Here is a 24,903-nt window from a genome sequence, read left to right as displayed (position 1 = left end):
ACAGGGACGTGTTTAAGTATTAAAAATTAGAGAGTAGTACGACATGGCTGTTAAAATAAAAAATGAATTGAGTGATGTTTCGAAAAAACTAAATTCATGCTTTAGAAATAGAATTCGGTTAGGGATGAGTGGTTATTCTCAGCTTTTTTTCTATTCATTTTTATTCTGTTATCCGTCTTTTTCTTATGCAGGCCCAACAGGTGGTAATGTTGTTGGTGGTGCGGGTTCCATTATTCAGGCCGGTTTAACTACCAATATCAATCAGCTTTCTTCCTCTCTCGCAATTGACTGGCAGAGCTTTAATGTCAGTTCAAATGAAATCGTTAATTTCTTACAGCCCAACTCATCTTCTATTGCTTTAAATCGAATCATTGGTGGCAGTGCATCTGAAATTCTAGGGCAGATAAATGCCAATGGCCGAATAGCACTGGTTAACCCAAATGGTGTTTTCTTTGGTTCAGGTTCGTCTGTAAATGTCGGAGGATTAATTGCATCAGGTCTGGATATTAAATCTTCCGATTTTATGAATGGAGACTATGTTTTTAGTTCTATTGATGGAACAACTGGTGCAGTGATAAATGGTGGTATTTTAAATGCATCGCTTGGAGGAAGATTTGAAAACGAAGAGTATATTGCAGGCACGATTGGAAATGGAAATATTTCACTGGTAGGTAAGCAAGTTACAAATACAGGTTTTATTAGTGCTAATTTAGGAGCGATTAATTTAGCGGCGGGTAAAGAAGCTATTCTAACCTTTGATAATGAAGGTTTGATGGGTGTTAAAATAACTAAAACTATATTACAGGATGAATTAGGGGTTGACCCAGCAATATTAAATGAAGGTGAAATTACTGCCGAAGCAGGTCGTGTATTACTAACAGCTAGCCAGTCACAGGATGTTTTTTCTCAGGCTGTTAATAGTAACGGAATAGAGCAGGCAACGAGTGTTGTTGTAAATGATGATGGTTCTTTTACTTTGGGTACTGGTGCGGATGTTGTTAATGCAGGGGTAATAGATGTTTCATCGTTAGCTAATAAAGCCGGGCAGATTGTTTTACTTGGAGAAAATATTACTAATAGCGGCAACGTATTAGCCGACTCTTCAAATCTAAATGCGGGTGACATTGAATTACATTCTTCTGATAAAACTTTACTCACGGGTACTAGTATTGTTAGTGCTAGTTCAGTTAAACAAGATGGAGGAAATGTAAAAGTTCTAGGAAATAGAATTGCATTGCTAGATCAATCATCAGTTAAAGTTAATGCAGCTAATGATGCGGGTGAAATTTTAATTGGTGGAGATTACAAAGGAGAGAATACACAAATAAGAAATTCTTCTGGTGTTTACATAAGTCAAAATTCTGAATTAAAAGCAGATAGTTTATCATCCGGTGACGGTGGACGAATCATTGTATGGGCAGACGAATCAGCTAAAATATTTGGTCAAATATCTGCGCACGGAGGTGAAGTTTCAGGAAATGGTGGTTTTGTTGAAACTTCAGCCAAAGTGGTTGACCTTGATTTAAATGTAAATGTTGGGGCTGAAAATGGTGAAGCGGGAACCTGGCTAATAGATCCCTATAATATAATAATTCAAAGCGTGTGTGGTGCCTGTACTGAAACGCTTGATGATACAAGTGATGCCACTTTTGATCATATATTTTCACCTGATGCTACAGATTCGGTTTTAACAACAGCTACTTTGCTCGCTACATTTCTAGATGGAGCTAATGTATTGGTTGAAACTACTACTGGTGGTTCAGTTGAACCTACTGGTGGTAATATAACTTTAGCAAGTGAGTTAGATATTCAATTGGCGCCAGAAGTAGGCCCGTATTCACTTACACTTCGAGCTGATCATGATATCAATATAAACGAGTCTATTCTTGACTCAAATAGAGCTAGCTTAGATATACTAAATTTATCTTTAATTGCGAATAGTAACGGTATAGATGGTGGTGATGTAAATATTGCAGCAATCGTTTCTACATATGACGGCTCTTTTAGTGCAACAGGAGATAATATTGATATTCAAACTGCGGGAGCTGTTTTAACTCTTAATGGAGATATTACTTTAACTGCAAATACAGGTGGTTCCATTACAGTTGATGGTGCAGTAACAACAACGGGTGGGGCATTCACTGCTGAAGTAGCCGCCGCTGCAACTGGTGTCAGTTTCTCTAATATTGCAACTATAACAACGGCAGGCGGTGCAGTAGATATCACAGTAGATGGTGATATAGATATAAACGGAAACATTAATACCAGTGGCGGTGCTTTCTCCGCAGATAATTCAACAACTTTTGATAACAGTGATTCAAGTGGTGACATTCTTGCAGGCTCAGGTGCTGTCAGTATTGCTGCAAGCGGTGATACTGTTGGTGATGGAACAGGGGTTGGCATTAATTTAGGTAGAATTCTTACTACAACAACTTTAGATGTTACTGCAAATGCAGGTTCAATTACTCAAACCGCTAGCACTACAAATGAATTAGAAATAACGGGTGTAACAACATTAAGTTCTAGTCGTGATATCACTTTAAATAATACTGAAAATCATTTTAGTACCGTAACTACAACTACAGCACGTGATTTAACTTTAGTCGATTTAGGTTCAATTATACTAGGCGCCTCAACTGTCACGCGTGACCTTGCTGTGACTGCTAGTGGGTCTGGGAATATATCCCAGTCTGGAGCGTTGGTAGTTACTGGCACCTCTGTTTTTACAGCTACTAGTAATGATATAGCATTGGAAGATGTTACTAATGAGTTTACTGGAACTGTATCAACCTCAACTGCAGCCGACTCTTTTCGGCTTAGTAATAATCGAGATCTAGAAGTGGGTAACATCTCAGTTACAGATACATCAGGCGCTTCAATAAGGCTAAGAGCGGTTGGAACAGGTAGTGATATAACTCAGGCATCTGGAACGTCTATTGATATGGGTAATGGTGGGTTTGCAGATCTAATTGCAACCGATGATATAATTACATTAGATTCAAATGCTAATGATTTTTACTCTGTTCAACTTGATGCTAACGATGTAGTTTTACACGAAACAGGAAGAATACGTTTATCTACTACAAATGTTACAAATGACTTAACAATTGTAGCGGGTATTACCAGCACTAGTAATACAACTGCAATACAGGACCTGACTGATGCTGTTATTTCAGTTGATGGTTTAACGTCATTAACTGCACGTAATACTACTAGTGTTAATAATAATGTAGATATACAACTTGATTCTACAAATGCTGATTATGTTTCAATTGATATCGTAAATGCTGATGATGTTGTTATTGTTGATAATACAGATGGTTTGGCTATTCAGGGTGATGTGCGTGATGCTCTATTATTAACAGCAAATGGAACAGTCACAGCTGCTAATGTTATTACTAACCCGGGTGCATTAACCGTTGCAGGTGCATCAACTGGAATAACAGTAGTAAGCGGTCAGTCAATTGATTTGAGCAACGCTGGTAACAGCTTTACCAATGATCCTACTTTTTCAACGTCTAACGCAGGTGATATAGCCGATTTATCTCTTACAGATATTACAGATTTTACATTACAGGACAATATTGCTTTCACAAATGATTTAACGCTTTTAGCACCAAATGTTACTTTTAATAACACAACAGTTGGTAATGACTTAACGGTAACTGCAACAGATTCAAATGGTTCGATAAATCAGGTTTCTGGGAAGTCGGTTGATGTTACAGGTTTATCTACTCTCATTGCAAATGCAACAGCTGGTATTATAAATTTTGGAAATAGTGGAAATGATTTTAATGGAGCCGTTTTATCATCTGCTCAAACAGTAACATTACGTGATGCTGATTCTATACAACTAGGTGAATCTACTATTGGTAATGGGTTTACAGTTACTGCTGATGATGGAAGTATTACGCAGATAAATACTGGCAATGGGTTGGATGTTTCAGGTCTTACATCATTAAATAGTACAAATGGTCATATAAATTTAACAAACGTAACAAATGATTTTAAAGGAAGTGTTGATATAGTTACATCAGGTACGGATGTAACTTCTACCGCTGTTATCATTACCGATGTAAATGATATTGCAATTACTAATGCTAATATCGGTATCAATGATTCTGACTTCACAGTTAATGCAACTGCAATTAATTTAAACGGTGATGTTTCTACTTCAGATGGTGCTGCAACATTTAATGCGCCTGTTGTTTTGCAATCGACAATAGCAGCTGGAAATCTGACAACCAATACAATTAATACAGGTACAGGTTCATTAACGTTTCAAGGTTTTGTTAATGGAAATACATCTCGTGAACAGTCTTTAGCAATCACAGCTGGTAATGTTGCGATTGGTGCCGTAGGTGGAGGCGTTATTTTAGGTGATATTTCGATTACTTCTACGGGTGATATTAATGTGGGTGTTAATGCCATTACCGCTCAGTCACTTAATGTAACCGCTTCAAATAGCTTTGCCTCCGGAGATATTAATACAAGCGGCTCTAGTACAAATGCGCTAACAACGACTACTGCTGAAGTAACTATTAACTCTGATACAAGTATCAGTACGGGTGATATTACTACCTTTGGTGCTAACGTACCTGTAGATACGGCAGGTTTGGCTGGTGGTAATGTAACGCTTGCAGCAAATAATATTACTCTAGGTGCTATTGATGCACACGGTAGTAGTGCCACTTTCTCTGCGGGTACACCTACTTTTGCGGGTGGTGTGGCGGGAGATGTTTCAATTACGGCAACTGAGCTTACGGGGCCGACAGTAGCGCCAGTCGTAACCTTAAATGGTGATATTAATGTAGTAAATGGTGATGCTGTAAATGCTGGCGTAGTTCAAGCTGGTGTTACTAAGACGGCTCAGTTATCTCTTGTTAGTACATCTTCTGCGATCTTAAATATTAATCACACAACTGCATTTACAAGTCAGGTGGATGTTACGGGTAGTGCAGGTATAGACACCTTAAATGCTGCAGATATCAATAATGACTGGGATATAACGGGTGCTGATATAGGAGATTTAAATTCAACACTACATTTTGATGATTTTGAAAATTTAATTGGTTTATCGGGTGTTGATACATTTACATTTAGTTCCAGTACGGGAACCATTGATGGTTTGATTGATGGTGGTACCGGGTTAGATGTCCTTACTTTATTTTCTGGTGGCTCTATCGGCACAACAGTTCAAATAGCCGGTGTAGCTGATCAGACTGGTAATGGCGTTTTAGAAATAGATAATATCGAGACAATTACAGGCAATAATTCTAATACTGCAACGGATGTATTGTTAGGTGTAGATGCAGATTCAAACTGGTTCATTAATGGAAGTGGCTCAGGATCTGTCGGTGATACCAGTCTTTTAGTGGATGCGGCAACAGCAACTGATGGTGTTACTATTTTTAGTGAGTTTGAAGAATTAACAGGCGGAACAAGTGCTGATACATTTACAGTGATTACTGATACGGCAGCAGGTTTAACTTTAAATGGTGGTGCCAGTGCAGGCGCGCCACAATATGATACGTTAATTGGACCAGATGGGGTAAATACAACCTGGTTGATTGATAGTCAAAATGGTGGAACTTTATCCGATACTGCAGCTATAACATTAAGTGTCGATTTCACAGGGATTGAGAACCTTACTGCCGGCGATGGAAATGATACCTTTACTTTTAATGGAGGTTTTGATGTAGATGGTTCTGTAGATGCCGGTGATGGTACGGATGATATTGATTTATCTAATTTAGCCGTTGTTACTTTTAATGTCGCTTCTGGGATAGCCGGAAATCGAACTAATTTTGAAAAAGTAACAGGTAATGGAACAAATAGTACGTTAATTGGTGATAGTACGGGTGGTGACGCATATGTCTGGAGTATCGAAGATATTAATGCGGGTTTTGTGAATAAAGGTGATATAGATCAGTTGGAATTTTCCGGCTTTAATAACTTAACCGGTTCAGTTGGTAATGATACGTTTAACTTTATTGATGATAACGTAACGCAGGGTGATATTACTGGATTAATTAATGGTGGGGCCTCTGGCACAAATACACTTAATATTTATACAGCAGGTAATGGTAAGGCGGTTACCGTTCAACTTGAAGGTGTTGCTGGTGTTAGTGGTGTAACAGCAGGGGATTCTAACCTTAATGGGTTTATAGATGTTATAAATTTAACGGATATAACAGCTAATTCTATTTTCACTTCTAATACACTTCGTGGCGGAGATTCCGCTAATAATTGGGATATAACGGCAACACGTATTGGAACTGTCGATACTTCTACTAACTTTACTGATTTTTATAATTTAGTTGGAGGGTCAGATGTTGATACCTTTAATATTGGACAAAATGGAGTGGTGTCAGATATTAATGGTGGTGTGGATGCGGTTATAGATGAAATAGTAAATCAACAAACTTCTGCAACTAACTGGTCAATTGTTAGTAACACTTCTGGAAACGTAACTAATATTTCAGGTGTAACAACATTTAGTGATGTCGAGTTATTAACCGGAAACAATGACACACTAACAGGCCCATCTTTAGTCGCAAACACCTGGAATATAAGCGGTGATAATGCTGGCGATGTAAACAGTGCAATTTCTTTCACTGGTATGACGTTGATAAATGGTGGCGCAACAGATGATACGTTTAATATTGCGGATGCGGTAACAAATGGTAATTTCTCTGGTGGAGCTGCGGGTACTGATGTTGTTAGTCTGGATACAGAGGCTGGTACAAATTTAAATACTAACGTGTGGGATATTACCGGTTCGGGTGCGGGCACGGTAAAAGGAACGATTCAGTTTCAGTTAATGGAAAGTCTGGTTGGTAATGATGGTGCTGATCAATTTACGCTTTCAACAGATCAGTTTACAGGCTCTATAAATGGTGGAGCGGGTGTCGATAATTTAACCGCTAGTGCTGGCGATAATAGCTGGACAATTAATGCTACAGACGGCGGATTGGTTACCGATGCTACTTCGGGTTTAGCGGCCATATATTCCTTTGTAGAAAATTTAATTGGTAATTCTGCTGCTGATCAATTCATAGTTTCAAATACAGGTAACGTTTCTGGAACTATTGATGGTGGTGCCGGAATTGATACTTTGGATCTTACTTTCAAAACAGTTGATGATGGTGTAATAGTAAATCTTGGTTCAGCACTTTCAACAGGCGCACCATTTACTGGGAATTCTGAATTTGATGTAAATAATATAGAAACAATATCAGCCCCTGTTTTAACGGTTGTTACTGTAGGGACTGACCTTGTTGTTTCAGATCCTGTTCATAATACAATCATTGGCGCTAATATTGATCAGCTATGGATAGTTGATGGTATAAATCAGGGAGCCGTAGGTGATTCTTTATTAATAGATGGTGGAATACCCTCGAGTGATACGGAAGGTATAACAAAGTTTACTAATTTTGATAATGTTACTGGCGGTACTGAGGATGATTCATTCAGGGTTTTAGATAACTCGAGCATTGTTACTTCGTTAAGTGGTGGTGATCATAATATTGGTGACACCATTGATCTTTCAAATCAGTTAAGTGTTGATATCAATATAGGTGACGGTGTTGTTGGCTTTAATGATATTGAAGGTTTTAGAGGCAATGATACAGACAGTATATTAAGAGCAAAAGATCTTGATAATACCTGGACTATTTCTGGAAATAATGATGGTACCGTACTAGATTCAGATGGGGTTACATTTTCATTTATCGATTTCAATATCTTAATAGGTGGAAACCTGGAAGATGAGTTTATTGTTGAAGCCGGAGGCTCAGTAGAAGATACCAATTTTAATAATAGTGTTACTGGTATACAGGGTGGTGCTGGAGCATCAGTAGACTCTTTAATTGTTGAGTTTGACGGAACCAATAGTGGCCGTGTTGCCATGTTTGATGGTGAAGGCGGTAATGACACAGTCACCTTCCGTGATAGTGCTACCGGTAGCACCGGATTTGATCGGGCAGTATTTACACCTGATGTTTCATCTGCGCCGAATGGAATAGTGACATATGGTTTTGAAAACCTTTCTGGCTTAAATAATAGTTTTGATGTTACGTATGTTAATGCTGTCGCGGTTACTGATAATGTAACCGCGAATACACTGATTATAAATGGTTCTGCTTTTAATGATGAAATTTCATTAGATTCGACTAGTTATACTGTTGATGCAACAGATACAATTCCAGGGCCTACAACATTCATCACTGTGAATTACACAAATAAAACGGATATTGAAGTTTTAGCCGGTGATGGCTTAAATGATCTTATAACGCTTACAGGTAATATTGGAACAACAGCTAGTGATGTTACATTAAGTGCGGAAACGGTAGATAACAATAATGCATTTAAAGTTGCTGCAAATAATTTAACGCTTGATACTGTTAGAGCCACTTCATCGCCACTTCAAACAAATGCAATTAATCTGTTTATTACCAATAGTGACGCATCTGCTAATACCATTGATATAGTCGAAGATAACGACCTTGCACTTGCCGGGCTTCAATATACGGGGACGTTAAATATTGATGTGCTCAATAACATTACGCAGACAAATGCTTTATCAAGCTCCGCATTATTAAATTTAACGTCTACTAATGGTGGAATTGATATTAGTAATGTTAATAACACATTATCAGGCAGGCTCAATCTTTTAGCTACAAATGGAACCGTTGATTTAGGTAATAATGCTAATACCAATTTAGGCAATATAAACTCAACTGTTTTAACAGTAACAAGTACTGGTGATATTACTGACTCGGGTACGCTGGTTTCAGATAGTGCTGTTTTAGATTCGGGAGCGGCATCTATAACGCTTGATACAGCAGCTAATGATTTTAATCAGTTAAGTGTGCTTAATGCGAATTCTATTTCTATTGTTGATGTAAATGATATTCAGCTGGCCGACATAAGTATGGGTGTAGGAATATTTGAACTCACCAGTGTTGGTGTTACACAGTTGGGTGGATCGAGTTTTACGCAGGCACAACCCGTAACAGGTTTAGCTGGTTCAGTTGCTTTTAATGCGGGTGTCGGTGTAATTGCATTGGCTGAAAATAATCAGTTTGCGGGGCCGGTTTCATTAAATAATTCAGGTAATAACAATGTTTCGATTACAGATGTTGACAATATAGTTTTCGGAAATACCAGTGTAGGTGAGGGCAGTTTAACTGTTAATGCTGTCGGTATTTCACAGGTTAGCGGCACTTCATTAACACAGGATAGTGATACTGGTTTAGCCGATGGCACTGCTGGTGATGTAACACTTAATGCAGGTGCAGGTTCAATTGATTTAAGTGAAGCAGCGAATGATTTTTCCGGTTTTGTATTAATTAATAATACCGGTTTAAATAATGTAACGATTACTGATGAAAATAAGATAACACTGGGTAGTTCTACTGTTGGTGGTGATTTAAGAGTGACAGCTATTGGTGACAACCTGCCGGGTAATGAGCGTAATCTGGGAGACTTTGAAGCAGGTGATGGTGATATCGAACAGGATTTAACGGGAACCGGTATTACGGTCGCGGGTTCGTCAGTATTTAGCGTGAGTGATTCGCGCAGTAGTATATTAAGTGCCGCTGGAAATAATTTTAACAGTATTGGTTTTGAGTTAACTGGAGGTGTAGGTGTGCTTGATAGCGTGTTACTGGTTAACAACTCAACGGTTGATCTGGGTGATATGATTATTGGTGGTCATATAGGTGTATTTGCAGGAGGTGTTATCACTAATACTTCGGGCGCCCTTCAGGTAGCCGGTACAACTGTAATGGATGCAAGTAATAGTTCAGGTCAGTTATTTGATGTTCTGTTAAACAATGCGGGTAATGATTTTAATGACCTTATCGTTAATGCAGCAAACGACGTGGTTGTTACGGATATTAATGATGTTAACTTCGGTGATACAGCTAATCTTCAGTTTAATGGGGCAGCTGTGAGTGATGTTACGACTGTTACTGGTGATTTAACGGTTAATGCGGGTGGTAGTATTGGAGATCTAACTGGCGTTGCTATAAACGTAACAGGCGATTCACAATTTAATGCAACTACCGGAAATGTTATTTTAGATGGCATTGTTAATTTAAATACAGTTGGTTTTAATGCAGTTAATGCAACACTGATTAATTCTGATGCGATTGATCTTACAACAAGCAGTATCAGCAATGCAGCCTCATTTACTGCTCAGGCTGGGAATATTACTAATAGTGGTGATTTAACTATTGCAGGTAATGCACTTTTCAGTGCTGCTAATACGAGTGATATTTCAATAACGAACATAACATCTGGTAATCAGTTATCAGGTGATTTAAGTTTTGCATCAGCAGGAACTTTAAACTCCGTTACGCTTGAGAATACGCTAGCAACCAATGTGATGGCATTAGATGTGAACAATAATCTATCTATCACCTCTGCGGGAGAGCTTACTCAAGGTGGTGGGTTTAATGTCGGTAACATAACAACATTAAATGCTATTGATGCGACATCAGCTACGCAGAATATTTCTCTGGGTAATTTTGTTAATAACCTGAGAGATTTATTTGTAACAAATGCAAATGATGTGACGATTGATAACTCGGGTAACGCATTAACAATTAGTCAGATGAATGCAACGGGGATTGTGAATATTATTTCAGGTGCGTTATCGGTAATTACAGATATTACTGCTGGTAGCATTACATTTGATTCAGGAACTGGCAATGCAAATTTTGCAGGAGATCTTACGAGTTCATCTGGCATAAATGTAACGTCTGCAGATTTAGCGCTTAATGGTACCGTAACCGCGCAGTCTGATATTGTCTTTAATTCAAGTGGTGCAATTTCAACGAATTCATCAAGCACTACGACTTCTACAGCTGGGAGCATAACGTACGAAGCGGTTAATGATATAAGTATCACAACTTTAGATGCGCAAAATGGTGATATTTCTGTCAGGTCAACATCAGGTCGAGTAGGGGCAAATACTGCAGCAACTAATTATATTGGTAACCTGTTAACGATTGAGTCTGTAGGTGGCGTTGGCAGTGGCACGGGCGGTGTTAATGACCTTAATACACAGGTTACTGATATGGATATACTTAATACGGGTTCGGGTGATATTAGAATTCAACAAAATGGCGATGTTGATATTCACCAATTAAGAAATACCGTTGTTAATGGTTTGATCAATATTGGTTCTAATGATGATTACAGATTTGACTCGGGAAGTGTTGAGGTTGACCGTAGTTCAGGCACATTATTTATGACTACCTCCGGTGATTTCCTGGGTAATGGTTTACTCGATAGAGACAATGCAGATATTACTGCATTCAATGCAACTTTTATCAGTTTATCTGGTGACTTTGGTATTACCTCAAGACCCATTGTTCTTGATGTGCCAAAAGATGGTTCGGTTCTTATTGATACACGAAGAACCTCATTTATATTTTTCCCGGAGACACCGGATAATCTTATTTCAACCGGTATAGATGTTAGTGCTCTTGGTGTTGTTTCTGCAATCGCTGGTGAGTTACAGGTAGAAGTTGAATCACTGGGTGATGTTGATCCTGCAATTTTCACAGACCTGCAAAACTACAGTCTGGAAGAAATATCAATTCGTATGCCACGTGATCAGTTGTTTGAAGATGAACTGGAAGATTATGATCGACTGTAGTAAATATTATTTAGTACAGGTGTTCTGTTAACTTTTTAAATAATTCTAAACATGTATAATTCGTCGATTCGTGTATTCTGCGAAATAATGGACCTAACTTAAAAATACTTACTATTTGACCGGGTTTAATAACACTTATTTATAATAGAATGAAAGACGTGTTTTTTTGTTGTCAATTCCAATGCTTGTATCTGGAATTTAGAGGCATTCAATAACATATAAAATATTTAACCCCGAAACAGGCTTCGGGTATTAAAACATAATCAGGGCTGAACTTGTTAAACAGGGTTACAACATATTTTTGCATTTTAATACTGGTCTTTAGTTTGCCGGTTAGTTCGTGGGCTGGTTTTCTCGAAATGCCCGATATTACTGAAATGCCCGAGCTTGAGCGTAAATCTATGCTTAAAGACCTGGATGTTCCCAGTGTTCGAGATCGTGACCCTGACCCTGAATCCGGGCCTCGTTTAAATGTTTTAAAGTTCAAGTTACAGGGGATTGTTGAATATCCTGAGCTTGGAATAACAAAGAAAGATATCGATGGTTTGATAGAAAGTATTCGTTCTGAGTTAATGCAGGAATATAAGGTTGAAAAGTCCGGTTATACAAAGAAAGAACTTGAAGAGGTTTCTGATCTTTTAATAGAAATAGAAGAAGAAACCATGGAACGCCATGTTTCTGATCTTGAGGTTCAAAAACTGGTCTGGTTGATACGGGAGCAGCGTTCTAATCGAGGCATAACATTAGGTACAATAGAGACGGTCGCCGATAGAATTACTCAGTTTTATCGCGAACGGGGTTTTATTTTAGCCAAGGCTTATATACCTCGACAGGAAGTTAGAGATGGCATAGTGACGCTTACTTTATTACTTGGCACATTGGGTGAGGTTGAGGTTCGCGATAACGAGTTATATTCAAGCGAGATCCTGTCATCTGTATTCGATGATATGCTTGCATCTCCCGTTACCAGCTCTGCTGTTGAAGAAAATTTGTATCTCATTAATGATTATCCCGGTGTCGTTTCAACCGGTTATTTTCAACCTGGTGCTCAGGTGGGTGATACCAAACTCAATATTGGTGTAAAAGCAGAAAAAAATTACGACCTTAATCTTCGTTTTGATAATCATGGCTCTGAACAGACCGGGCTTTATCGAATATACGGTGAAGCGTTATTACATAATCCTCTGGGTAATGGTGATCAACTACAGGTTTCTACTTTATTAACAGGTAAACCCAGTAATACTACTTATTATCAGTTTCGTTATAGCAGTTATGTATTTAACCCGAGGTTTAAACTGGGCATCGGTGCATCATCAAACGACTTTGTATTGGGGCCGGGTAATTCTGAAACAATTGATAGTCTGGGTATTATAGGTAAAACCATACAATCCGATATTACAGCCTCATACAGTTTTAAACGATCTCGTACGGCAAGTTATTATGGTGATCTGATTTATGATGACATTGAATCCCAAACACGTCTTGGTGACGTTGATCCGGGGGATGAGTCACTTGATGATATCGTTAAAAACCTGTCATTTGTTTTCAGGTACGACATATTAGATGAAGAGAGTAAAATACTGCATCAGGGTGATGTAAGACTGGTCTCAGGGGATTTTGTAAAGGGTTTCGAAGACGGTCAGGATGAAAGTTATAATATTCTAAACTTAAACTATTCACTTCTTACTTTTGTAAAAGTCCCGTTTTTTGATGCAAATTCTCGAATTATTTATCGTGCTTCAATGCAATACGCCAGCTCTGCATTGTCTTCAATTAACCAGTATTCACTTGCTGGCCCATCTAGAGTGCGTGGTTACCCCGTGAATCAGTTTTCTTCTGATAATGCGGTATATAGCGGTGTTGACTGGATTTTTGATGCACCCGGGTTTATGGATATGAAAATAGGCGTCAGTAATTTACGTAATATAGTCAGCCCTTTTGTTTTTATGGATGCGGCCTGGGGACAGGTTATTTCATTAATTGATACAGAAAAAGACAAAACAGGACAGTTATTAGATGCTGGTTTTGGCTTTCAATTCGGCTATACCAACAATATACATGGAAATATTCAGTTGGCTTTTCCCCTGAGTGAAAAATTTACAGACACTGAAATTAACGCTCCAGATGATAGTTTCAAATTAGTCTTCGACTTTCAGTATAGTTTTCGCTAAAGCGCTTGTAGGGATTTGGTGTATAAGTTTTTTATCCCCCTAACTATATGAAATACATCACATTATATTCACATTAATTGCATTGCGTGATCGTAATTTATGATCTATTATCAGTTACACATTCGATCAAATAATTAATTATAAAAAGAAGGGAACATTTAAATGGCTATTTATCTTCAATATGATGGTATCAAAGGAAACGTAACTGCTGATGGTTATAAAGACCACATTGCTGTAATGGCAGTTCAGTTCGGTGTTGGACGTGGTATTTCAATGGAAGCGGGTAATATGACGAATCGTGAGTCAACTCGCCCAAGCCTAAGTGAAATCACACTTACAAAAGCAGCTGATAACTCAGTAACGGCTATCTTTAAAGAAGCTGTAACGGGTAATGCGGGTAAGACAGTTAAAATCAAATTCGTACGTACTGGTGCCGATAAGGTTCAGGAATATATGGATTACGAATTATCTGACGTACTGGTAAGCGGTTACTCAATCTCTGCTGACTCAGAAGGCGAGCCAATTGAAAACATTACTCTTAGTTACTCAAAAATTATGATTAACTACAGTGATTTCGATAAGACTAACAAGTCTGGCAACCCACAACGCGTTGGTTATGATCTGGAAATGGCTAAGCCTTTATAAGCTAGCAAATTCTAAAATGCAAAATTGTTACACCGGGTTAATATTAATCCGGTGTAATATAAAAATTCTAATAACAATGTGGTTCTTTTTACCCATGGAAGAGGTTTTACAAATAACCTCGCTACGAGGGTTCTTTTTCTATGAGTGATTTAACTCAAGACTCGCGACTTATATCAATATCATCACCTTTACCCAAGGATGAGTTATTACTGACTTCATTTGAAGGTACAGAATATATTTCTGATCTGTTTGAATTTCACATTGAAGTGTTATCAAGTAATCATTCTCTAAAGCCAGATCAGTTAATTGGCAAAACTGTTGATATTACAATTCAGAATGATCAGAAGCGAACCTTTAACGGGTTCATCAGTCGTTTTACTTATGGCGAAATAAAATCGGATAACTTACGTGTTTATCATTTAACGATGGTGCCCTGGTTATGGTTTTTATCTAAGACCAATAATCATCGAATTTTTCAGGAAATGTCCACAAAAGATATCATTTCTCAAATTTTCAGAGATCTGGGTTTCAATGATTTTGATTATAAAGCCGCTGGTAGTTCAGAGCCGCGTGAGTATTGCGTTCAACATAATGAAAGTGATTTAAACTTTATTTCTCGTTTGCTAGAAGAAGATGGTGTTTCTTATTTCTTCGAGCAGAAAAACGGAAAGCATGTGATGCAAATAGTTGATGCTGCCAATGCGCATCAGGTATGTGCTGAAACAGATTTAACCTATTCGAAAGGTAATCAACCTAATACTCAGCTAACTCGTTGGGAACATGTTTATGAGTTTAAGAAAGGTAGTTGGAGTTTAGATGATTATGATTTTAAATCGCCACAAAAAAATCAGTTTCAAACGACAGCATCAACTAGTAAGTTTGCCAATGTAGCTCAATACGAACATTACGAATATACGCCATATCATAATTTTGCTGGTTTAAAAGATTTAACAAAGAAACGTATTGAAGCTGAAGAAGCGCCATTAAATGTAATAGAGGCATCCAGTGACTGTAGTAGTTTTTATGCTGGTGGAAAGTTCAAATTATCAAAGCATGCGGTAAAAGAAGAGCAGGGTACGTATGTAATCACCGCTGTCAGACATCGTGCTTATGATAATAGCTATCTTGCAGGGAATGAAAGTCAGTCTGAGTATGGTAATGACCTGACCTGTATTCCGGAAAAAGTACATTTTCGTCCGCCTCTTATACATCTTAAGCCAACTATGCGCGGACCACAGTCTGCTGTTGTTGTAGGACCTTCAGGTGAAGAAATTTATGTTGACGAATTAGGTCGTATCAAAGTTCAGTTTCACTGGGATCGTGAAGGTAAAAATAACGAAACCAGTACCTGTTACATAAGTGTTATTCAATCATGGGCAGGTGCAGGTTGGGGTACTTCATTTATACCGCGTATTGGTATGGAAGTGATTGTTAATTTCATAGATGGGGATCCTGATCGCCCCATAGTGACGGGTTCAATATATAACGGTGACAATGCACCTCCGTTTTCATCTAAAACACAAAGTGGAATACGTACACGATCGAGTAAAAAAGGGTCATCTGCTAACTGTAATGAATTACGTTTTGATGATTTAAAGGATTCAGAACAAATTTATGTTCACGCAGAAAAAAATCTGGATACGGAAGTTGAGAATGATGAAACGCATTCTATAGATCACGACCGTAGCAAAACCATTGGAAATGATGAATCATCGTCCATCGGTAATAATAGAACAAAGTCGGTAGGTAAGAATCAGTCTGAAAGCATTGGTAGTAACAAAACAATTTCTGTTGGTGAAGATCATAGTGAAGAAATCGCCAAAAACAAAAGCCTTACTATTGGTGAAAGTCATGATGAGGCAATTGGTAAAGATATGGATCTTACTGTTGGAAAAAATATCTCCATTGACGCAGGTGATTCAATTGTTTTAAAAACTGGTTCAGCTTCTATTACCATGAAAAAAGACGGTACGATTACCATTAAAGGTAAAAATATTACGGTACAGGGTTCTGGAAAGATCAATGTAAAAGCCTCAAGTTCGGTTACCATTAAAGGTAGCAAAGTATCAACTAACTAGGTGTTAATGTAGTGAATGATTTTTTAACATCTCACGATGAAATAGTAGAAACTAAAATAGCACCAGAGTCAGGTACTGTATTTATTGGTACAGTTAAAGAGATTGATGATCAGGGTGCAGCTTTGGTTGATTTTCCTGATAATCCTGAGGATGTCGCTATAAAAGCGCTTTCAACTGTCTCTATTACAAAGCAGCATATTTCACGTCAGGTCGCGATATTATTTAATGGTGGTGATTTTAAGCAGCCGGTTATTATGGGTCTGATTCATTCGCCTTTAGATTCAGTATTAGAAACATTTGAATTGTCGCAAGATACACCTGAGGCAGAGACTGATATTGGTGATGCACTGGTTGATGGGAAACGAGTAGTAATTGAAGGTAAAGAAGAGATAGTTCTTAAATGTGGAGAAGCAAGTATTACCTTAACTAAGGCAGGTAAAATATTAATCAGGGGTAAATATCTGTTAAATCGTTCAAGTGGTGTTAATCGAATTATGGGTGGTTCAGTTCAGGTAAATTAATTTATCTAAATTGTTCCATTGGCTTTTATTTAAATGACGCTGTAATAAAAATTCAGACTATTAAAACTCTATACATAAAACAAATTTTTATCATCAGGTAAATATTGATTAAAAAGAAACTGAAGTGTTATATAGGTATCAGATAAAAAACTATGCTACAGCTAACTAACAATACACCCTTTGCGACAAAGATGGCATTGTTTCCAGATGAACAAGGCATAGATACGCTTTATCTAATGGTTAGAGCAAGTTTTAATATTGGAAAGAGCTGGACACTTTGTGAAGAACAAATTCCACCCGTTGATGAGGATCAATATTTCGGCGAACCGAATGAGAGTAGCCTTAAATATGCGTCTGATATGCATATTGGAAAAGCAGCAACGGATATTATTATGTTGGGTAAAGCCTGTGTTAAAGACAGGCAGGCGGTTCAGCAGTTAGACGCGAGTGTCAGCGTTGGAAATGTAGCAAAAACAATTAGAGTTTTTGGTAACAGACAATGGAATAATGGACAGATAACACAGCCTGAACCATTTGAAACGATGTCTATGATGTATGAAAAGGCATATGGTGGAACTGATAGCAGTAATACTGAAGAACCTGTTACGAGTGAAGAAAATCCATTAGGCCTGGGTTTTAATAAGCATCAGTCTATGCAACAGATGGATGGTCAGCTCTTACCAAATCTTGAAGATCCGAATGATTTAATACAGCAGGTACAGGATCAACCAGAACCTGTTTGTTTTTCATCAAGTTCTGCATCCTGGAAACCCAGAGTTCAATATGCGGGCACTTATGATGAGCAATGGGAAAATCACAGGGCTCCCTATTTGCCTTTAGATTTTAATAAACGATTCTGTAATTCGGCACATAAAGATTTAATATATCCCGGCTATTTGCAGGGTGGGGAAGCAATCGAAATTATTAATATGCATCCCGCAGGTGTAATACAGTGTCAGTTGCCTACTATTAAACTGACGTCAGAAATACAGATAAAAAATGATCAATTTCAGCCAGAGTTTAATCTCGAAACTTTATTGTTAGAGCCAAACTTATTACAGTTAAGCATGACCTGGCGAGCAGCATTTCAGTGTGATAAAAAAGCACTGAAAATTGATAATATCAACATCAATATGATGAGAAAAGGATAGAGCAATGGGACAAACGACATTTGCAAATGCACGAGGCATTGCCCATAAGGGTAGTGGTGGTTTGAGCGTGGTTTTCCCCGATGTTTGTAAAACACCAACTCCGGGTGGGCCTGTTCCTATTCCCTATCCAAATATCGGCAAAGCATCAGATACTACGGCAGGGGCTAAATCAGTTAAAACTGATGGCAAAATGCCAATGGTAAAAGGAGCCAAGTATTCAATGAGTACAGGTGACGAGGCCGGATCTGTTGGTGGGGTTGTAAGTGGTTGCACTAAAGGCGAATGCGAATTTATGATGTATTCTTTTGATGTTAAGTTCGAAGGTAAAAATGTTTGCCGCATGGGTGATCCACTATTTCATAATAAAAAGAATATAATGGGATAGTGTTAATAATAAATATATTATTACAAGCCCCTTAACATGGCACAAGCCCAATTAAAAAATGAAATACCTACAGTAAACAACACTATTGTGAATGCATATCAAGATATCTATGACCAATACGTTGTGGAAGCTTCTTTTCTTTGGCTTCTACGGTCTATTGCGGTTGAGCAACCACATTACAATAGTGATGAAATACTCGCGTTGGAAAATAGAATTCAGGCGCAACTTGATGGTTTATTGACGGCGCTGGATGATGCATGGGAATCATGTTTAACAGCATTGGAGTTAGAAGAACCAGGTGAGGTGTTTACCGCAACTATCGTGGCTTTTAAAAGTCATGATATGGAAAAAATACAACAGGTAGTTAAAGTAGGATTAAGTAATAAAGACGCAGAAAAAGGATTAATATCTGCATTAGGGTGGTTGCCAGGAAAGCTCATTCATCCATGGGTTAAAAAGTTTTTTACCAGTAAAGATTTAAATCATAAATACCTTGCCCTTTGTGCCTGCAGTATCAGACGTGAAAATCCATCAGAATATCTAAACCGTATACTTGAAAGAGATGACTGTAAACAGCATATAAAACTTTATGCACGTGCTCTGCGCATAATAGGAGAGTTAAGGCGCCAGGATCTTATGCAGCATCTTACTGATGCTATAGCTCATGATAATGAAGAAATAAAATTCTGGGCTTTATGGTCAGCTATCTTACTTGGTCATCATCAGCTTGTTAGTCAACTTGAGCCATATGTGCTCACTACTAACCCTAACCAGCATCATGCTATTAATATTGCGTTTAGAGTTCTTCCAATTGAACAGGCAAGAGAATGGATTTCCAGATTATCTAATGATAAAGCACAAACTAGAACGGTAATACAGGCTACAGGCATTCTGGGTGATCCACACGCAGTAAACTGGTTAATTTTAAAAATGAAAGAAATAGTTAACGCCAGGTTAGCCGCTCAGTCATTCACATTTATTACTGGAATTGACCTGATTAAAAATGAATTAACAGGTGAAGATCGACAACATCTCATAGTTCAACCTAACGACCTTGAAGGTGATGATGATATAAGTCTTGATGAAGATGAAAATCTTCCCTGGCCTGATTATGAAAAAGTATCTTCATTATGGATGAATAATGGTAACCGATTCGTAACTGGTCAACGTTATTTTCTAGGGCAGGGTCTATCTTCAGAAAACTTACAAACTACTATGCGCAATGGTAATCAAAGGCAAAGGCATGCTGCAGCACTTGAGTTAGCGCTTACAAATAGTGAAATACCTATGCAGAATATGCGAGCTAGATTGTCGGTAACAGGTGAGTGATGAGTAATAATAAACAGAATGTTTATATAGCTGGAATGGGTGTAATAACACCGCTTGGTGATAGTGTCGAAAAAACTGTTGCAGCCGTTAATGCAGATATAAGTGCTTATCAGTTATCAGAATACTTTACAGATAATCAACAGCCAATTACGACAGCTATTATCCCTGAAGAAATATTTAACTCTTTTGAAAATGATATTGATGAAGGGGATTTATATGGTGAGGTTTATGATCATATAATTAAAATGAGTATTATAGCTTTACGAGAAACGTTCTCTCAGGCTGATATAACAAAACCTGTACCTCTAATATTGTCAATGCCAGAAAGTAATCCTTCAGTTGAAACTATACCGCTTAATTTACTAACTAAAAATATTCTTAATCAGGATGATATTCCAATCGATCCCACACAGATTAGAAGTATTGCGACAGGTCGTGCAGGTGTTATACAGTCTATAGAATTAGCGCAGAGATATTTATATGAGATGGGTCAGGATTATGTCGTTATAGGTGGAGCAGATTGTTATTTAGAATATCCTGTTTTACAGTATTTTGATAAAGAGCAGCGGTTAAATTCAACGGGTTCTATGGACGGGTTTGTTCCAGGGGAAGCTGCCGGTTTCCTGTTAGTAACAAAGCAGGCTAGTGCTGCATTAAACGTTGATAATAAAGTTATATCACTCAATACACCTGGTATAGCTCAGGAAGCAGGGCATTTTAAAAGTGAAGAAATATATCGAGGTGATGGTTTAGATAAATCATTTAAAAATGCTCTTTTATCAAATAAATTTCCCATAACTAGAGTTTATTCGAGTATGAATGGTGAAAGTTTCTGGGCAAAAGAAAATGGTGTTGCCATGATGCGAAATAAAAAGCACTTTCATGAAAATGTCACAACTGAGCATCCTGCAGACTGTTATGGTGATTTAGGAGCTGCAACCGGTTCAGTTCTACTCGCTTTATCTGCTAGTCAGTTAATGAAAAATAAAGCAGAAAATAATCATCTTGTTTATACTTCATCAGATAACGAATGGCGAGCATCTGTCGTGGTAAGTAAAATTAATTTACCTAATTAATGGAGAGTTAAGTAATGACACAATTAGGCGAGGGTGTATCAATTCCTACGGTCGATAAGCCGGAAGAAAAAGAAGAGGAAATAAAGTCTGTTAAAATTCGTTATAGTGTCTTTTTTGATGGTACTTTAAATAATAAAGCAAATATTGATGCTCGACTTGTCTCTGCCGATTCTAAGGATTTAACGGCGGAAGAGAAAAAAACATCAGAAAATCTTAAAAATAACATGTCTATAGATGAGTTGACCTGGGCACAAAATGTTTATAATGAATTGGCAGATGTAGATAGTTTCGAGAATGGTTATACGAATATTGTAAAATTAGAACGTCATATTGATACGGCGCCTCAGGCTCCTTATGATCTGGGTTTTGCTTCATATATTGAAGGTGCTGGTACTCGTGATTCAAAAAAAGACAAAATGTTTGGTTATGCTCTGGGTGTTGGTTGTTCAGGAGTGAAGAAAAAAGTAGTTAAAGGTGTTGATGAAGTAGTTAAAGGAATTAAAGCAAAGCATAGTGATAAAGCTGTAATAATTGAATTGTTGACATTAGATACATTTGGTTTTAGCAGGGGTGCAGCTGGTGCAAGATACTTTATCTACAAAGCTTTACTTGATGGTAAGTCAGTTAAAGAGCAGTTAGAGGACTCAGGATACAAAGTAAAAAAAGTAGAGTTTAAATTTGCAGGCCTGTTTGACACTGTTTCTTCTCATGGCCTTTCTTTTACGAATGATACACCGGCACTTAAGCTTGATTCAGTTAGTTTTGTAGAGCAGGTTGTGCATTTAGCGGCAGCTGATGAGCATCGAGAGAAATTCTCTTTAACAGATATTCAAAGTGCTAAATCAAAGGGAATACAGGTTTATCTTCCGGGTGTTCACTCAGATGTTGGAGGTAGTTATAGAGATAACTCACCAGACGGTTTAGACGGTGGTGAAAAATTGCTAAAGCTATTTTGGGCTAAAGGTAATGATAGTGAAGAAAAAGCGATAGCAGAGAAAAAGCGATTAATCGATACAGGTTGGTATACGGAAGATGAGATTGAAATAAAAACTAGAACACGACGTCGTCTCAATAAGGGTTTAAAAACTAAGTATGCAACTCTTTATGCAGGTAAAGCTAAAGTTAGTAATCAATATAGTCGAATTCCACTTCAAATAATGGCTGATCAGGCTGTTGAGAGTGAAATTAAGTTTAAACCAGCTTTAAAATCAGCTGAAAAAGTACCAGGTACTTTAAGTAAAGCAGAAAGTAATATCAAAAAATACTTTTCTAAGAACAAGAAAGTACCAGAAAGTGCAAGTACATATACTTCAAAAGCTGATGATTGGCTCAATGATACAAGTCAGTGGTTAAAAGACCTGAGGCATGATTGTTTTCATTTTTCTGCTCATTATTCTATAGGTCTCTCGCCGCGTATTAAAAATGGTAAGCGTACTCGTCTTGTATTGCGTGGATAAAAATGACCAGAAATAAAATATTATTAAAACCTCTAATCTATATCATGTTATTGATTGGAGTTATAACACAGGGTATAGGCTTAAGCATGTCTTCAATTACAAAATATGAATATCAAGCTAGTGAAAGTGCTCCTTTGTATTTTCCCATGCAGATAATTTCAGGTGCATTATATTATCATGATGGCAGTGGTTCCCTGTATGTGCCTAATATGACTGTTTTTGCTGGAGGGTGGGGAGACTGGCGGTCTTCACATGTGCTTGATAGTGATGGGTCTCCATTACCAAATAAACTTAAACTAACTTTTTATTCTTATATGGAAGATCAGTTTTATCAAGGTGAGTTTGAGTTGCCTTTAGAAAGGATTGAAGCTCTGTTTAAAAATAAACATTATAGTTTTGTTGATGAAGAAGAAATTACATTTGATAAATTTATTGTTGGTACAACACCGGATGGTGGTGTGTCTGTCTGGTTGAATGCGATTGAGCGTAGAATCGAAGTTTTTCATGGGCAGGCAGATAAAATTCAAGGTGACTGGAAGTGGGTTATAGATAGTCCCGAAGTTGATCGTGACGATTATATAAAGGAAGTAATTGAATATGAACAGCGTAGCCCAGAACAATTAGCATTTTATAATGAAAATGGTATACCATACGGAAAATGGAAGGCATACAGTAAAGCACGTTATATATGGAAGCCAGTTTTAAATGGTATCAAGTTTCGTGACGATGTAATAAAACATATTCATTATTATAATGGCGAAAAAGATTATTTGAATATACCGTTGAGTGACGATTATAAAGGGAAGGCATTAGCTGTGCCTGATGAAATAAATCTTATCTGGAATAGAACTGGTTATTTAATTAACGATTTAAGTATTGATGTCTTTTTCGATGAGGTAGAGATATTTTCAGCTTTTGATGTTCTGGGTAAGGATAATAAATCAATTGAAATGGAGTTTAGAATGGAGCCGGATAAAAATTATGATTTTACTATCTGGTTGAGTAATGATAAAAATAGTATTGAGCTTAAAAAAACAAAAATAAAAACCTGGAAACCAGGTGGAATGCGTTATGAAAATGCAGGTCCAAAAGATACAGAATAGATAAGAAAGCATAAATTAGTGATTTTAATATTCACAATATACAGATGACTTTTATTTAGGTGTTAAATATGGATTTGATTTTATTATTAATTGTTGTGCCTTTAGTTATTTTGATAGCAGCATTTTTTTCGATTTCATATTATGGTTTAGTGCCCGTTGTTATTTTTTCATTTTTTGGTTCTGTTTATTATGCCTGGGCTATGTATATGATGCAAAATGTAGGAAAGCCTAATTCGTCAGGCCGTATGATTTTGGATAAAGTGGATGTATTTAAAGATGTGGCAATAGCGTTCGTGTTATTGCTATTATTGTTTTTAATGTTTCATTACATAAAGGCGTATTTTTTTAATTAAAAATCTTTGTAATGATAGCAGGTTTATTGCAAGCTCTGTTGTTTCGATATGAGCCCAGTTGTTTATTTGATTAAGATCTTATTTAGTCTGTTGTGGCAAAACTGGATCAAATAAATCGCCAAACAAACTATGTAACACTAGTTTTCTTTCTGCTTTCTTAGTTCTTTTAATGTCTTTCCATGGAACAACGTAGAGTATTTTAGGTAGCTCTTTATTTCCCTTGATGGTAGTAGTTCTCAACTCAATTGTATCTTCGGCATAACATAATGTTGAAAATGCTATTAAGAATAAAATAAGGATGCTCTTAATCATTTTTTAGAGTTCCCTCTAAGTGTGTTATCCATTCTTTAGTAGCTTCATCTGGTTTTTTTAATAACGACATATATAATTTGTAATGTTTTATCGCTAGTTCGATTTCCTGAAGATAGATATCATAAAGCAAGGCGAGATTATATTGTGCGATTGTATATTCAGGTTTTATCTGTATAGCTAAAAGGTAGTCATCTTTTGCTTTATGAATTTTACCATCTATTACATATAGTTGTGCTCTAAGATTTAATGCCTGAGTCTGTTTGTTATTTAGCTTAAGGGCTTTATTTACTAATTTTATAGATTTATCATATTCTTTTTTCTTGAAATGAACCAGGGCAAGGTTGGTATAAGCACCAGCTAGTTGTGGTTTGTTTCGTATGAATTCATTGAAGATTCGTTGAGCATTAGTTAAATCATTGTTATATAAAGCAGTGATTCCGTCTCGATATTTTTCTCGATCAGCTTTTGAAACTGATTTATTCGTAGTTATATCTGTTTGAGTTTGTTTGTCAGATTTAACCTGTTCCTGTGAGCAGGAAGCAAGACTGAGTATTGATAATATAGTCAATACTCTAACCAGGGATGAATCAGCTATGGCTTTTAAGAGTACCATCAGAATTTTAAAACCCTATAAAAGTTCAGTGAGATAGA

14 protein-coding genes are annotated in these 24,903 nt (G+C 37.2%); 12 read left to right on the top strand and 2 right to left on the bottom strand.

All coding sequences use genetic code 11. The features are described from left to right. Positions 1–43: 43 nt before the first annotated feature. From DIZ80_06950 to DIZ80_06895, 12 genes are all read left to right on the top strand, one after another. The gene (locus tag DIZ80_06950; protein RDH83866.1) at positions 44–11,671 is read left to right on the top strand and encodes a hypothetical protein; all 11,628 of its coding nucleotides are present in this window, start codon (positions 44–46) and stop codon (positions 11,669–11,671) included. 359 nt (positions 11,672–12,030) lie between these two features. Next, positions 12,031–13,842, top strand: coding sequence for a hemolysin activator protein, HlyB family (locus tag DIZ80_06945; GenBank protein RDH83865.1), 1,812 nt, complete (start codon positions 12,031–12,033; stop codon positions 13,840–13,842). Positions 13,843–14,004: 162 nt separating this feature from the next. After that, positions 14,005–14,487 (top strand): hemolysin-coregulated protein, encoded by a 483-nt coding sequence (locus tag DIZ80_06940; GenBank protein RDH83864.1) that lies wholly within the window; start codon positions 14,005–14,007, stop codon positions 14,485–14,487. Positions 14,488–14,627: 140 nt separating this feature from the next. Further along, positions 14,628–16,565 carry a type VI secretion system tip protein VgrG gene (locus tag DIZ80_06935; protein ID RDH83863.1) on the top strand — a complete coding sequence of 646 codons (1,938 nt, stop codon included), beginning with the start codon at positions 14,628–14,630 and terminating at the stop codon, positions 16,563–16,565. A gap of 11 nt (positions 16,566–16,576) precedes the next feature. Next, positions 16,577–17,086: a hypothetical protein gene (locus tag DIZ80_06930; GenBank protein ID RDH83862.1), complete on the top strand. Its 510-nt coding sequence runs from the start codon at positions 16,577–16,579 to the stop codon at positions 17,084–17,086. A gap of 152 nt (positions 17,087–17,238) precedes the next feature. Next, positions 17,239–18,237 (top strand): DUF2169 domain-containing protein, encoded by a 999-nt coding sequence (locus DIZ80_06925; protein RDH83861.1) that lies wholly within the window; start codon positions 17,239–17,241, stop codon positions 18,235–18,237. A 4-nt stretch (positions 18,238–18,241) separates the two neighbouring features. After that, positions 18,242–18,622, top strand: a complete 381-nt coding sequence (locus tag DIZ80_06920; GenBank protein ID RDH83860.1) for a hypothetical protein — start codon at positions 18,242–18,244, stop codon at positions 18,620–18,622. 87 nt (positions 18,623–18,709) lie between these two features. Continuing rightward, on the top strand, positions 18,710–19,951 hold the full coding sequence (locus DIZ80_06915) for a hypothetical protein (GenBank protein RDH84122.1): 1,242 nt from the start codon (positions 18,710–18,712) through the stop codon (positions 19,949–19,951). Then, positions 19,951–21,027, top strand: coding sequence for a hypothetical protein (locus DIZ80_06910; protein ID RDH83859.1), 1,077 nt, complete (start codon positions 19,951–19,953; stop codon positions 21,025–21,027). Before DIZ80_06915 ends, DIZ80_06910 begins: the two co-directional genes overlap by 1 nt. Before the next feature lie 14 nt (positions 21,028–21,041). Next, on the top strand, positions 21,042–22,484 hold the full coding sequence (locus tag DIZ80_06905; protein ID RDH83858.1) for a hypothetical protein: 1,443 nt from the start codon (positions 21,042–21,044) through the stop codon (positions 22,482–22,484). A gap of 2 nt (positions 22,485–22,486) precedes the next feature. Beyond that, complete coding sequence (locus tag DIZ80_06900) at positions 22,487–23,587, top strand: hypothetical protein (GenBank protein RDH83857.1); 1,101 nt, start codon at positions 22,487–22,489, stop codon at positions 23,585–23,587. A 68-nt stretch (positions 23,588–23,655) separates the two neighbouring features. After that, positions 23,656–23,940 (top strand): hypothetical protein, encoded by a 285-nt coding sequence (locus DIZ80_06895; GenBank protein ID RDH83856.1) that lies wholly within the window; start codon positions 23,656–23,658, stop codon positions 23,938–23,940. Between the two features lie 78 nt (positions 23,941–24,018). On the opposite strand, the gene DIZ80_06890 is transcribed toward DIZ80_06895, so the two are convergent. Continuing rightward, on the bottom strand, positions 24,019–24,252 hold the full coding sequence (locus tag DIZ80_06890; GenBank protein ID RDH83855.1) for a hypothetical protein: 234 nt from the start codon (positions 24,250–24,252) through the stop codon (positions 24,019–24,021). Next, positions 24,245–24,865 (bottom strand): hypothetical protein, encoded by a 621-nt coding sequence (locus DIZ80_06885; protein RDH83854.1) that lies wholly within the window; start codon positions 24,863–24,865, stop codon positions 24,245–24,247. Before DIZ80_06885 ends, DIZ80_06890 begins: the two co-directional genes overlap by 8 nt. Positions 24,866–24,903: the final 38 nt, after the last annotated feature.

Origin of the sequence: endosymbiont of Galathealinum brachiosum, assembly GCA_003349885.1 — a bacterium.
Classification (GTDB): Bacteria; Pseudomonadota; Gammaproteobacteria; order SZUA-229; family SZUA-229; genus SZUA-229.
The sequence above is the reverse complement of the archived record's forward strand: the minus strand, read 5'-3'. Positions and strand labels throughout refer to the sequence as shown.

Excerpts from the sequence above, each read along its gene's own strand:
- DIZ80_06890 (RDH83855.1), bottom strand. The coding sequence starts at position 24,252 with ATGATTAAGAGCATCCTTATTTTATTCTTAATAGCATTTTCAACATTA.
- DIZ80_06885 (RDH83854.1), bottom strand. The coding sequence starts at position 24,865 with ATGGTACTCTTAAAAGCCATAGCTGATTCATCCCTGGTTAGAGTATTG.
- DIZ80_06950 (RDH83866.1), top strand. The coding sequence starts at position 44 with ATGGCTGTTAAAATAAAAAATGAATTGAGTGATGTTTCGAAAAAACTA.
- DIZ80_06945 (RDH83865.1), top strand. The coding sequence starts at position 12,031 with ATGCCCGATATTACTGAAATGCCCGAGCTTGAGCGTAAATCTATGCTT.
- DIZ80_06905 (RDH83858.1), top strand. The coding sequence starts at position 21,042 with ATGACACAATTAGGCGAGGGTGTATCAATTCCTACGGTCGATAAGCCG.
- DIZ80_06895 (RDH83856.1), top strand. The coding sequence starts at position 23,656 with ATGGATTTGATTTTATTATTAATTGTTGTGCCTTTAGTTATTTTGATA.
- DIZ80_06935 (RDH83863.1), top strand. The coding sequence starts at position 14,628 with ATGAGTGATTTAACTCAAGACTCGCGACTTATATCAATATCATCACCT.
- DIZ80_06900 (RDH83857.1), top strand. The coding sequence starts at position 22,487 with ATGACCAGAAATAAAATATTATTAAAACCTCTAATCTATATCATGTTA.
- DIZ80_06940 (RDH83864.1), top strand. The coding sequence starts at position 14,005 with ATGGCTATTTATCTTCAATATGATGGTATCAAAGGAAACGTAACTGCT.
- DIZ80_06925 (RDH83861.1), top strand. The coding sequence starts at position 17,239 with ATGCTACAGCTAACTAACAATACACCCTTTGCGACAAAGATGGCATTG.
- DIZ80_06920 (RDH83860.1), top strand. The coding sequence starts at position 18,242 with ATGGGACAAACGACATTTGCAAATGCACGAGGCATTGCCCATAAGGGT.
- DIZ80_06910 (RDH83859.1), top strand. The coding sequence starts at position 19,951 with ATGAGTAATAATAAACAGAATGTTTATATAGCTGGAATGGGTGTAATA.